Origin of the sequence: Aeromonas sp. Y318-3 (assembly GCF_027706185.1) — a bacterium.
GTDB lineage: Bacteria > Pseudomonadota > Gammaproteobacteria > Enterobacterales > Aeromonadaceae > Aeromonas > Aeromonas veronii.
Genome location: NZ_JAPDCN010000017.1, coordinates 18,451 through 30,664, shown reverse-complemented (window position 1 = coordinate 30,664; position 12,214 = coordinate 18,451). Strand labels below are relative to the sequence as shown.

At 57.0% G+C, this 12,214-nt stretch carries 9 protein-coding genes; 3 read left to right on the top strand and 6 right to left on the bottom strand.

From position 1 onward, the window contains the following. Positions 1-9: 9 nt before the first annotated feature. Positions 10-1,524, bottom strand: coding sequence for a KAP family P-loop NTPase fold protein (locus OKB77_RS19435; protein WP_270818192.1), 1,515 nt, complete (start codon positions 1,522-1,524; stop codon positions 10-12). A gap of 354 nt (positions 1,525-1,878) precedes the next feature. Between OKB77_RS19435 and OKB77_RS19430 the strand changes: the two genes are divergently transcribed. Beyond that, positions 1,879-3,168: a sensor domain-containing diguanylate cyclase gene (locus tag OKB77_RS19430; protein WP_270818190.1), complete on the top strand. Its 1,290-nt coding sequence runs from the start codon at positions 1,879-1,881 to the stop codon at positions 3,166-3,168. Positions 3,169-3,254: 86 nt separating this feature from the next. Here OKB77_RS19430 and OKB77_RS19425 read toward each other — a convergent pair whose 3' ends face one another. After that, complete coding sequence (locus tag OKB77_RS19425; RefSeq protein ID WP_270818189.1) at positions 3,255-4,877, bottom strand: acyl-CoA synthetase; 1,623 nt, start codon at positions 4,875-4,877, stop codon at positions 3,255-3,257. A 665-nt stretch (positions 4,878-5,542) separates the two neighbouring features. Here OKB77_RS19425 and OKB77_RS19420 point away from each other — a divergent pair. Next, a complete protein-coding gene (locus tag OKB77_RS19420; protein ID WP_270818187.1) occupies positions 5,543-7,069 on the top strand; it encodes a YfcC family protein in 1,527 nt (508 codons plus the stop codon). A gap of 62 nt (positions 7,070-7,131) precedes the next feature. Here the strand turns inward: OKB77_RS19420 and OKB77_RS19415 are convergent, their stop codons facing one another. Then, positions 7,132-7,320 (bottom strand): hypothetical protein, encoded by a 189-nt coding sequence (locus OKB77_RS19415; RefSeq protein ID WP_150389057.1) that lies wholly within the window; start codon positions 7,318-7,320, stop codon positions 7,132-7,134. Between the two features lie 500 nt (positions 7,321-7,820). On the opposite strand from OKB77_RS19415, the gene OKB77_RS19410 reads away from it, so the two are divergent. Beyond that, positions 7,821-8,360, top strand: a complete 540-nt coding sequence (locus OKB77_RS19410; RefSeq protein WP_026035120.1) for a glycine zipper 2TM domain-containing protein — start codon at positions 7,821-7,823, stop codon at positions 8,358-8,360. 117 nt (positions 8,361-8,477) lie between these two features. Here OKB77_RS19410 and xdhC read toward each other — a convergent pair whose 3' ends face one another. From xdhC to xdhA, 3 genes are read right to left on the bottom strand one after another with little or no spacing between them, the layout of a single operon-like run. Next, complete coding sequence (gene xdhC, locus OKB77_RS19405; RefSeq protein ID WP_021230037.1) at positions 8,478-8,963, bottom strand: xanthine dehydrogenase iron sulfur-binding subunit XdhC; 486 nt, start codon at positions 8,961-8,963, stop codon at positions 8,478-8,480. Continuing rightward, positions 8,960-9,838 (bottom strand): xanthine dehydrogenase FAD-binding subunit XdhB, encoded by an 879-nt coding sequence (xdhB, locus tag OKB77_RS19400; RefSeq protein WP_270818185.1) that lies wholly within the window; start codon positions 9,836-9,838, stop codon positions 8,960-8,962. The genes xdhC and xdhB overlap by 4 nt, the downstream gene beginning before the upstream one ends. Next, complete coding sequence (gene xdhA / locus OKB77_RS19395; RefSeq protein ID WP_064338011.1) at positions 9,831-12,149, bottom strand: xanthine dehydrogenase molybdenum-binding subunit XdhA; 2,319 nt, start codon at positions 12,147-12,149, stop codon at positions 9,831-9,833. Before xdhA ends, xdhB begins: the two co-directional genes overlap by 8 nt. Between the last annotated feature and the right edge of the window lie 65 nt (positions 12,150-12,214).

Here is a 12,214-nt window from a genome sequence, read left to right as displayed (position 1 = left end):
CGGCTTTATTTAGTCAAGATGCACGGCCAGCTCAACTAAATTTTTATATGTTATTAGATGAAGCTCCAATTGCGATAACTCTTTTTCTGCCAAAATTGAATTCTCCTCTATTGTTAACTCCCGAACCCTATTAGAAAATTCTTTCATCAATTTTATAAGTGAGATCGAGTGATTATAACTTGAATTTGGTCTTAACATGTTTTGGTATGAAACAGATAAAATATTCCTTAAAGAAAGAGTATACTCTTTATCTTCAAAGTGATTTGTATACAACCCATCATTTATTATTTTAATCTGTTCACCCATAGAACTTTTTACCTTTATCAGGCATGAGAAATTTTGGTCCTCATACTCATTTATTAGGTCAGTAAACCCTTTTAATTTAGGAATGCCATGTGCTGCAGACATTTTACCATCCACTACAGCGCGATAATCTCCATTGTTTTTCTCGCATAGAGAGAACAGGTAAACAAGAAAAATCAGATTTAATGTGCAACCTTCGTAATTAACGATGGAAGCGATAGTTCTATCAAGCACTTGCTCTGTTTTTCTTAAGTTCAATGAAAAATGATCACAGACAGCTGTCAATATATTTACCAACACGTCGCTATCAGTGACCTCAGGCCATACATTAACGTTATCAAACTGCTGCTTTTTATATGATAACGCCTGTTGAATAAACTCTCGCCGAGATATAGTGCTTAACGTAAAGCGTCTATGAAAAAATCGTCCAAGATAGCTTTCTGCATCAAAACCATCGCCATAAATGACCTTGATAGCATGCTGCAACTGCTCAGTATCCGTTGCCAACACAAACACCACGCCCTTAATATCAAAGATATGCTTGATAGTCTCCAGCATTTCTACGGCATAAGAAGGACGACAACGATCAAGCTCATCTATCAAAATAAATGCGGGATAATCCAGTTCTCCTTCACTTAAACCAACAGCTCCCTCAACCCATTGCCGGATCTCTTGTTTAAGATACTGGATAGATTCATAACGCTCTTTCTGATTATTGCATAAGGCATCGACCAGCTGATTGGCATCATCCTCTTCCAGCGAAAAATCATCTTCTTCCAATCCAGCCTTCTTGATTGCCGCTTTCAATGCCAGTTTGCCGCCGACCTTAAATAATCCAAGCAGCCGCTGACGCATCCCATCTGGAATCGGGTTTGCTTTTCCCGCAATCATCTTTAACTGGTCAATAATCGACGAAATCACCGTCAATAAGGGATCATCGGAAAAATCCTGCTGCCAGGCATCGATATAAACGGTGGGATAATGCGCTTTCAGCTCCATATACCAGCGCTTGATAAACCAGGTTTTACCCGCCCCCCATTCGGCATTGAGGTTGAGCACATAGTTGCGCTGCTTGCCTTCGGCGGCGAGGTATTTAGTCAGAAACTCGGCATAGCGAGCGCGTTCCAGCCGATCACCAGCCAACTCTTCACCGCCCGCAATGGCCCCCGGCCCATCCCATGTAATCGGTTCCTGCCAGTCAAATACTGTTCGCTCTGCCATCCTGCACTCCCCAAGCCAAATAGTGCGGCAATGGTATCAGGGGCACAGTGAAAATAGTTTGATTAAAGACCTGTTTGTTGCCCTTTCTGTTGCTCGGGCTGGCGTATTTGACTGCCGGGCAATTGCTCTGCTGCTGGCCCACGATGCTGGGCCGATATAGGTGGGACGGTTATCTGCATAGCCACGGACTCAGTTGATTTCCTTTGATCACACCAACGATGACAATCGTGTGACATGGCGCAGAACTTGCGGAAATAAACACGAAATATGGCCTGTTCAGTGCTTAATTTAAACCGTTGGTACATATATTAGCGCGGTATACAACGACTCCATTGACCAAGGATGGTTAACCCCATGAAGGATGAACCCTTCTCTATCCAGTTACAGCATGAGCTGGATCACCTCAAAGCCATCTTCAACGAGACGGACGCCTACATGTTTACCAAGGATCTGGCGGGCCGTTATACCTATGCCAATCAGGCGGTGCTGGATCTCTTTGGCTGTACCCTAACCGAGTTGCAGGGGCAGGATGATCGGGCCTTTTTTGATCTCGAATTCTCCGATGCGATTAAGCGCAACGACCAACTGGTACTGGAGCAGCAACTCGCCATCGCCCAGGAGGAGATCAACTACCTCAAATCCACCGGGGAAAAGCGCTGCTACTGGACCGTTAAAAAGCCCATCCATGACAAGGATGGCAACCTGATCGGCCTGTGCGGCATCTCCACCGATATCACCGAACACAAGCTGATTGAGGCGCGGCTGGCGGAGCAGCATCAGCTGCTGGAAATCATCCTCGCCAACGTGGATGCCCATATCTATATGAAGGACAGCCTGCACCGCTTTCTCTACGTCAACCAAAAGGTCGCCGATCTGCTGGGCCTTCCTGCCGAGCAGATCATCAACCGACGCGATGATGAGGTGATCCCCGCTGCCAGCGCCTGCCAGCTGTGGCGGCTGGACAACCGGGTATTCGAAACCGGCGAGCTGCAAGCCGGGGAAGAGATGCTGACCGATCCCGAAGGCAATCAGCACTACTACTGGTCGGTCAAGGTGCCCTTTCTGCTGGGGGATGGCACTCCCACCCTGATCGGTATCTCCTCCGACATTACCGAACTGCACCAGCTCAAGGAGCAGCTGCACCAGCAGTCTGTGCGCGATGGCCTCACCGGTCTCTACAACCGCCGTTTCTTTTTCGAGATGTGCGAGAAGAACCTCAGTCTGGACATGCGCCACCATCTCACCTCGGTGCTGATGGTGCTGGATGTGGATCAGTTCAAGTGCATCAACGATCGCTTCGGTCATCCCCTTGGGGATAGCGCGCTGGTGCATCTGGGCAGGGTGATGCAATCGGTGCTGCGCAGCGAAGATGTGCTGGCCCGCATCGGCGGTGACGAGTTTGCCATCTTGCTGCCCAACACCACCCTCTCGGCCGCCGCATCCCTGGCCGAGCGGCTGCGCCTTCAGGTGATGCAAAGCCCGCTGCCCCTGCCCGATGGGGATAAGCTGGTCATCACCATCAGCGCCGGACTGGTGGAAAATGGCGAAGGGGAGCTGATGGAAAGCCTCTACGCCCGCGCCGACCAGATGCTCTATCAGGCCAAACAGAGCGGCCGCAACTACGTTGCCTGCAAGGCTCCCTAGCCACACAACGGGAGGGCCAGCAGCCCTCCAGACCCCTTGTATCTCCCTCCTATGAATGGCTGTGCTGGCTCCTTACGAACAGGCTGCTACCCCAACTGTTTGCGCAGCACGAATTTTTGCACCTTGCCGGTCGAGGTCTTCGGCAGCGGGGTGAAGATGATCCGTTTGGGGGCCTTGAAGTGGGCCATCTGCTCCCGGCAAAAGGCGATCAGCTCCGCCTGGGTGGTCTCTCGCCCCTCTTTCAATTTCACGAAGGCGCAGGGCACCTCCCCCCACTTCTCATCGGGCATGGCGATCACCGCCGCTTCGTCCACATCGGGATGGCGATAGAGCACATCTTCCACCTCCAGACTGGAGATATTCTCCCCGCCGGAGATGATGATGTCCTTGGATCTGTCCTTGATCTCCACATAACCATCCGGGTGCCATACCGCCAGATCGCCACTGCGAAACCACCCCTCCGCCATCGCCTCGGCGCTGGCCGCCGGATTTTTCAGATATCCCTTCATCACCACATTACCCCGCAGCACTATCTCCCCCATGGTTTTGCCATCCTTGGCCACCGGCTCGCCACTGACCGGATTGATGACCCGCATCTCCCCCTGCAGGGGCGACGCAACACCCTGGCGCGCCTTGAGGCGGGAGAGCGCAGTGGCATCCTGACCTTGCCAGCTTCTTTGCGGTTCGCACAACACGCAGGGGCCATAGGTTTCGGTGAGGCCATAGACGTGGGTCACGGCGATCCCCATCGCTTCCATACCGGCGATCACGGTGGCGGGGGGCGCAGCGCCAGCGGTCATCACCTTGATGGGGTGATCCAGCCCCCGCTTGAGCGCCGAATCGGCATTATTGAGCATATTGAGCACGATGGGCGCCGCGCAGAAGTGGCTCACCTTGTGCTCGTGCAGCGCCTCATAAATGGCGGCGGCCTGCACATGCCGCAGGCAGACGCTCACCCCGGCGGTGGCCGCCAGCGTCCAGGGGAAACACCAGCCGTTGCAGTGAAACATCGGCAAGGTCCAGAGATAGACGGGATGTTTGGGCAGCTCCCAGGAGAGTACGTTGTTGATGGCGTTGAGGTGGGCACCGCGATGGTGATAGACCACTCCCTTGGGGTTGCCGGTGGTGCCGGAGGTGTAGTTAAGGGAGATCGCCTGCCACTCATCTTGTGGCAGCCAGCCGGGCTCATCGCCGTTACCAGTGGCAATAAAGGCCTCATAAGTCAGTTCACTGACAAGCGCCCCCTCCCGGTAGAGGGGATCGTCGATGGCGATGACCAGCGGTTGGCGCTCCAACAGATCCAACGCCTTGCGCACCACAGGGCCGAACTCCCTGTCCACCAGCACCACCTTGCTCTGGGCATGCTGGAAGATAAAGGCCATCGACTCTGCATCGAGCCGGGTATTGATAGTGTTGAGCACGGCGCCGCTCATGGGCACCCCGAAGTGAGCTTCAAACATCGCCGGGATATTGGGCGCAACGATGGAGACGGTATCCCCCTCCCCGATACCGCTAAGCCGCAGGGCCGAGGCCAACTGGCGGCAACGGCGGGCGGTCTCGCCCCAGCTCTGGCGCAGCGAGCCATGGATCAGCGCCGGATAGTCGGGATAGACCCGCTCCGCCCGCCCCAGAAAGCTGATGGGGGTCAGGGCCTCAAAATTGGCGGCGGTTTTGGCAAGGTCGCGCTCATAGATGTTCTGCACTGTCATCGGATTCCTTCCTCACAGGTGGCACAAAACGGGCAGTTTCGGGATGATTCAGAGATCAGCAAGCGACATGGGCATCCTGCCCGTCACTGGTCTCTTATGGGGATGACAGCCTAACAGCGAGCCTGCAGCGGCAGGTATTAGCAAAACGTCTTAGACCGGGGCAGCCTGCTGCCAACAGGGTCCCCTGTCTTCGTTGCAAAAAATATTTCGTTACGGAAAAGCGTGCCATTATTTTCACAGGCTGTTTTTGGCGAATAACGAAAAATGACGATAGTGGAATATTATTCCGTCAAAGCTGATTTATATGTCATTTCATTCATCTCGGCACGCACTATTTTCATGACCTTTATTTAAGGTAAACCGCGTAAAACGAAAGCTGAAATAGTTATTGCATAATAACTTTTATTTCATATCAGCTGTTAAATCCATGGAAAATAAATTTTGTGAGCCATCCCATAAAGAGAGCATGGCACCATGTTCATCCAGCCGCACACGGGTTACGGTTACAACGTGAAACAATCTACCGGATGTTCAATATCAGGCCAGATTTCTCGCCAATCACTACGCAATCCACAGTGGGTTTGCGTACCTTGGATGTATGACGCAGAAACCCTATCGACCCGATATTCCGCCGAGCCCAAACCTGCTTTATCAAGGAGCATTTTATGTGTGCCGTGCCGAATACCACACCACGTAGACAATTCCCTACTGCATTTACCATTCTGTTTCTTATTATGTTGCTGGCCATTGCACTGACCTGGATAATTCCGACGGGCGCCTATGCCAAGCTCTCTTATAATCCAGCCAGTGAAAGCCTGATGGTCAATAGCCCACAGGGGGAAATAAGCCGACTTCCCGCAACCCAGGATGCCCTGGCAAAACTTAATATCAATATTTCGGTGGAGCAATTTACCAACGGCACCATCCGCAAGCCCATTGCCATTCCCGGCACCTATGCCCGATTGGAGCAAGCGCCCAAGGGGTTCGGTGACGTGGCGGTCAGCATGGTCAAGGGCACCATAGAGGGGGCAGATATCATCGTCTTTATTCTGGTGCTCGGGGGGCTGATCGGCGTCATCAACAAGACAGGCGCATTCAGTGCGGGGCTTGTCGCCCTCTCACACAAGACCCGGGGCAACGAGTTCCTGTTTGTGGCGCTGGTCTGCTTCGTGATGGCGCTGGGAGGCACCACCTGCGGACTGGAGGAAGAAGCGGTCGCCTTCTACCCCATACTGGTGCCCATCTTTCTGGCGCTCGGCTATGACTCCATCGTCTGCGTAGGGGCCATCTTCCTCGCCGCCTCCATGGGAACCACCTTCTCCACCATCAATCCCTTCTCAGTGGTGATCGCCTCCAATGCCGCCGGCATTCCCTTTACCGAGGGGCTGATCTTTCGCGCCATTGGCTGTCTGGTGGGCACCCTGGTGGTGATCGGCTATCTCTACTGGTACTGCAAGAAGATCAAGGCCAATCCAGCCTTCTCCTACACCTATGAGGACAGAGAGAGTTTTCGCGCCCGTTTTCTCAAAGAGGGCTCTATGGACGAAGGGGTGCCCTTCACCCTGCGCCGCAAGATCATTCTGACCCTGTTTATCCTCGCCTTCCCGCTGATGGTGTGGGGCGTCTCCATGGCCGGTTGGTGGTTTCCGCAGATGGCGGCCTCCTTCCTGACCATCGCCATCATCATCATTTTTATCTCGGGTCTCAAAGAGAAAGAGGCTGTCGAGGCCTTTACTCAGGGGGCGTCGGAGCTGGTGGCCGTCTCCCTCATCATCGGGCTGGCGCGGGGGGTCAATCTGGTACTGGATCAGGGGATGATCTCGGACACCATTCTGGCCTACGCCTCCGATCTGGTCTCCGGCATGCATGGCGCCGTGTTCGCGGTGGCGCAGATGCTGGTGTTCACCCTCTTGGGGCTGGTGGTGCCCTCCTCCTCGGGGCTCGCAGTGCTCTCCATGCCCATCATGGCGCCGCTGGCAGATACCGTCATGATCCCGCGCTATATCGTGGTGTCGGCCTACAACTGGGGGCAATACGCCATGTTGTTTCTGGCCCCCACCGGACTGGTGCTGGTCACTCTGCAGATGCTCGGCATCCAGTTCAACAAGTGGGTCAAGTTCGTGCTGCCCATGGTGGGTTTTGTGCTGGGATTTGGCGCCCTGATGCTGGTGGTGCAAGTGATGTTGGCCTGATGGGCCTGTGATACATGAGTGACAACACCCCGAGCCTGGCGCGGGGTGTTCTTTTGTCAGTCTTAGTGGCGCACCCGCCCCTGCTGGCGGAAGCAGTAGAGTTTAAGGCTGATGGCGGCGATATCGGCGGGAAGCTCCTCTCCCTGCTCGGCCAGGGATCGGTAGAGGGATGAGAGCAGACGTTCGGCCTGCTGCACCGTGATGATGTTGGCCTGGATGGCCGGGGTGATCCAGCTGGGTAACATTGACATATCTCCCCCTCGTTGATCCGGTGATCTCGGGTGAACATCTTCATATCAGGTCTTACGCAGTTGTCTGCCGACCCGTTCACCCTCTGCTTCACCCAATCAAAGCAAAATGCTTGCCGTGATCTCTTATCGGCCAACATCCGATGGGGCTGGAGCCATTTATCAACCACTTGCGTGGCCATCTCAACGAACAGAGCCCTTGCTCAAGGCCTCCCTTGACCTGCCCCCGTCAGCACTTTGCCACTCTGGCGTTCTGCTCACCGCCCGCCTTGCAAATTGCGACTCGAATTGCTCCTTATCACACTGGCACAGTCCACCATGCGCCGGAAACTGGTCACTTTTAGTCCGTTGTCGCAAAAGTCAGACACTTTTCCATGGTGGCTGTTTTTGACCTTGCCAGCGACTGTCGCAGGCCCATCCCCCTCGCCTTGTCCGGCCAGCCGGTTGTGACAAGATGACGCCAGATTGGAACAGCCCGTATGGGTATGCAGGAGAACCATAAGATGAACAGATCCATGATGGCAGGTATCGGTATTGGCATCGCCTCGGCCCTGGCACTCTCGGCGGCGGCCAGCGGCTCCCTCTTTACACCCCAACCCACCTTTGCCGAGGTGATCGCCAGCAAGCCGATCACCGAGACCATCAAGACTCCCCGACAGGAGTGTCGCAACGTCACCGTGACCCACCGCAAGCCGGTACAGGATGAGCACAAGATCCTCGGCACAGTGGTTGGCGCGGCGCTGGGTGGCGTGGTTGGCCACCAGTTTGGCGGCGGCAGTGGCAAGAAGGTGGCCACCGCAGCCGGGGCAGTCGCGGGTGGCTATGCCGGTAATCAGGTGCAGGGCAATATGCAGGCGGGCGATACCTACACCACCACCGAACAGCGCTGCAAGACCGTGCAGGATACGAGCGTCAACACCATAGGTTATGACGTGACCTATCGCCTCGCAGGTCAGGAGGGGGTGATCCGCATGAAGCAAGCCCCGGGCGCCACCATTCCGGTCAAAGATGGCAAATTGGTGATCGACCAGCCAAAAGTGTGATTTCTCCTGACCCCACTCAGCAGCAGGCCCGCCTCTTTCGAGGCGGGCCTGTGTTTTTGGGCGGCTTGATTTCCTTTTTTCAAACAACGGCACGCACCACTCACGGCACCCGAACTATCACCCTTTGCAGCACTTCTTCACCGCCCGTACCACGTTCTGATAACCGGTACAGCGGCAGAGGTTGCCCGACAGCCCGCGGCGGATCTCCGCATCGGTCAGCGGACGGCGTTCGGTCTTGTCGAGCAGGGCCGCACTCGCCATCACGAGGCCCGGGGTGCAAAAACCGCACTGCACCGCCCCCTCGTCGATAAAGGCCTGCTGCACATCGGAAAGCTCGTTGCCTTTGCGCTCCCCCTCCACGGTACGAATGGATTTGCCATCGGCCCACACCGCCAGATAGAGGCAGCTGTCGATAGCGGTGCCATTCACCCGCACGGTACAGGCGCCGCACTCACCCACACTGCACCCCTCTTTCACACTGATCAGCCCCTGCCCGCGCAGGAAGTGGAGCAGCGACATGGTAGGCGGCACAGCGTAGGAGTATGGTTTGCCGTTGATCTCGCACTGGATCTCCACGGCGGGACAGCTTTGCGGTTGCATCATAGGATCTTCCCTCCGGCACGTTCGACTGCGCAGGCGACCACCCGCTGCGCCAGGGTTTTGATAAGGTGCAGGCGAAACTCCTTTTCTGCCCGCCAGGAGGAGCGCGGCGCCACATCGGCTACCACCGCCTCGGCAATCGCTGCCAGTGTGGCGCGAGTCAGGGGTTGCCCTTCGGCCGCCGCTTCCGCGTGAGGGGTGCGCACCGGCGTCGGTGCCGCCACGCCGTAAGCAAGCCGCAAGCGCTTGAAGTGGCCATCCTCAATCTGGCAGTAGGCGGCGCAGCCGATGGTGGCGATATCCATGGCACCCCGCATGGCGTACTTGAAATAGTGGGAGCCCACATGGGGGTGTGAGTCCGGGGCAAAGTGAAACGCCACCAGAATGTCCGCCGGTTGCAGCGCCACCTTGCCAGGGCCGGTGTGAAAACCGGCGATGGGGATGCGGCGTGTGCCATCGGGCCCCGCAATTTCCAGCTCTGCTTCCAGCGCGACAGTCGGCGCTGCCGAGTCTGCACTGGTGGCGCCATTGCAGATATTGCCGCCATAGGTGGCAACGTTGCGGATCTGCGGGCCGGCGATGGTGGCAGCCGCTTCCGCCAGCATCGGCAGGCGGCGCTGTACCAGTTCGTTCTCGATGAGCTCGGTAAAGGTGGTGCCGGAGCCGATGCGGATCGACCCATCAGGCAACTCGCACACCCCTTTGAGTTCGGGCAAGTCGTGAATATCGACGATATGACGATAGGCTGCGTTGAGGTGATGCAGCTGGATCATCACATCGGTGCCACCGGCCAAGAGACGCGCCTCAGAGTCGGCCTGACGCAGGGCGACCGCCTCGGCCACACTGTGCGCCTTGTAGTAACGGGCAATATCAAACATGGTGTTGCTCCTCCCCTGCTCCCTCGCCAATCAGACCCGCCGCGACAAACTCCCGAAACAGGGTTTTGGGGGTGATAGGCAGCTCGTTGATGGCGACGCCGGTCGCCATGCGGATGGCGTTACGAATAGCAGGGCCCGGCGAGATGATGGGCGGTTCCCCCAGGGATTTGTGGCCATAGACCGACTGGGGTTCATAGGTCTGCACGAAGTCGCACTCAAGCTCTGGCAAATCCAGCATAGTGGGGAACTTGTAGTCGAGCAGGTTGGGGTTGCGCACCACGCCGCTCTTGGTGTCGATGGTCATCTCCTCGAACAGCGACCAGCCGATCCCCATCCCCATGCCGCCGTGCACCTGCCCCTCCGCCAGCTGCGGGTTGAGGATCTTGCCTGCATCGTGCAGGTTGATGATGCGATTGATGGTCACCTTGCAGAGATCGATATCAACGCTGAGATCGACAAACGTGCATCCGAAACTGGGCGGGTTGGTGGTGGTCTTGTGGGAGACCTCGGAGGTGATCTGGCCGCCGATAGTGAGGTGGTAATAGGCGTTGACCGACACCTCGGCGACGCTGATCAGCACCTTGTCCGGCGCACCGGCCAGCACCACGTAGCCGTCGATCAGGGTCAGCGACCCTACATCCTGATGGCAGAGCTGGGCCGCCAGCGACAAAATGCGGGCCCGCAACTGCAGCGCCGCCTGATGGATGGCGGGGGCTGCCACATAGCTCTGGCGCGAGGCGAACGAGCCAGGATCATAGGCGGTGATGTCGGTATCCTGAGTCGAAATGACCCGGATCTGCTCAAACGGGATTCCCAATGTCTGGGCCGCCATCTGGGCAAAGACGGTATCCGACCCCTGCCCTATCTCGGTGGCACCGATCTGCAGATTGACGGTGCCATCCTGATTGAGCAGCATGCGGGCGCCGGCAATTTCGACCCCCACCGGATAGGTGTTGGAGCCGTAGCTAAAGCACGCTACCCCGATGCCACGCCGCACCCGGCTGGCAGGATCCTGCCCCAGACACTCGGCCTTGAGTCGATCCCACTCGAACATCTCGCGGCCACGCAGCAGGCAGTCCGGCAACCCGGCGCTGTAGATGGTCTTCTGGTTGACCTGATTGACGTCCCCTTCCCTCGCCACGTTGGCAATGCGCACATCAAGCGGATCCAGCCCCAGTTCGGCGCAGGCGTCATCCAGCATGCATTCAAGGGCAAATATCACCTGCGGCGCGCCGTAACCGCGCATGGCACCGGCGGTGGGCAGGTTGCTGTAGAAGGTTTTGGCGTCATAACCAAAGGCGCTGCGCGGATAGAGGTAGCTGATCTTGTTGCCCCCTGCGCTAGCGATGGAGTGGCCGTGAGAGGCATAGCCGCCGGTGTTGGAGAGCACGTCGAGCTGATAGCCCTTGAGGGTGCCGTCGCGGTTGAGGCCTAGCTTGCCGTCGATTGCAAAGCCGTGGCGGGTGCGAGAGGCAAAGAAGCACTCCTCCCGGCTCAAGGTCACCTTGACCGGCACACCGCCGAGTTTGTAGCTCAAAAACGCCGCCATCGGCTCTTCCAGCACATCCTGCTTGTTGCCAAAACCGCCGCCCATATAGGGCTTGATCACCCGCACGCTCGACCAGGGCAGGCCGAGAGATTTGGCCACCCGGCTGCGCACTATCTGGGGGATCTGGGTGCTGCTGACCACGATGATGTGGTCCGGTTGATCCATGTAGGCGTAGCAGGTCACCGTCTCCAGATGGCAGTGCTGCACCACCGGCGTCCGGTAGTGCCCCTGAAACTGCAGATCGGCCGCCGCAATGGCCTGCTCCGGGTCATTGGCGCGAAGCTGGCTTTGCCGCAGCAGATTGCCGCTCGGGTGAATGGGATAGGCATCGTCGGCCAGCGCGCTTTGGGCATCCGTCATCACCGGCAGCGGCTCGTAAGTCACCTTGACCAGGGCGGCAGCCTTCTCGGCCACCAGCGGATCCCGGGCCACCACGATGGCGACGCCATCGCCGAAGTGGCGTACATGGTCGGTGAGCAGACGGCGGTCTTTCACGTCCCGTTTCGCCTCATCGAGAGACCAGGCGTGACCGGCGGTGCGAAAACAGGTGGTGGGCACATCTTCATGGGTAAACACGGCTTCGACCCCGTGCAGGGCCAGCGCTTCGGTCGCATCAATGGCAAGCACCTTGCCGTGGGCAATATTGCTGCGCACGTACTTGGCGTGGCGCATCCCGAGCATGATGTTGTCATCGGTATAGCGGGCGCTGCCGGTCACCTTGGCCTCGGCATCCACCCGCTTGAGCGGTAATCCTATGGACATATGCAAGTCCTTTTTCGAATGGAAAAATCTGGAACCGACATAAAAAACAGCAAGATATGCGCCTG

Excerpts from the sequence above, each read along its gene's own strand:
- OKB77_RS19430 (WP_270818190.1), top strand. The coding sequence starts at position 1,879 with ATGAAGGATGAACCCTTCTCTATCCAGTTACAGCATGAGCTGGATCAC.
- OKB77_RS19435 (WP_270818192.1), bottom strand. The coding sequence starts at position 1,524 with ATGGCAGAGCGAACAGTATTTGACTGGCAGGAACCGATTACATGGGAT.
- OKB77_RS19415 (WP_150389057.1), bottom strand. The coding sequence starts at position 7,320 with ATGTCAATGTTACCCAGCTGGATCACCCCGGCCATCCAGGCCAACATC.
- xdhA (WP_064338011.1), bottom strand. The coding sequence starts at position 12,149 with ATGTCCATAGGATTACCGCTCAAGCGGGTGGATGCCGAGGCCAAGGTG.
- OKB77_RS19410 (WP_026035120.1), top strand. The coding sequence starts at position 7,821 with ATGAACAGATCCATGATGGCAGGTATCGGTATTGGCATCGCCTCGGCC.
- xdhC (WP_021230037.1), bottom strand. The coding sequence starts at position 8,963 with ATGATGCAACCGCAAAGCTGTCCCGCCGTGGAGATCCAGTGCGAGATC.
- OKB77_RS19420 (WP_270818187.1), top strand. The coding sequence starts at position 5,543 with ATGTGTGCCGTGCCGAATACCACACCACGTAGACAATTCCCTACTGCA.
- xdhB (WP_270818185.1), bottom strand. The coding sequence starts at position 9,838 with ATGTTTGATATTGCCCGTTACTACAAGGCGCACAGTGTGGCCGAGGCG.
- OKB77_RS19425 (WP_270818189.1), bottom strand. The coding sequence starts at position 4,877 with ATGACAGTGCAGAACATCTATGAGCGCGACCTTGCCAAAACCGCCGCC.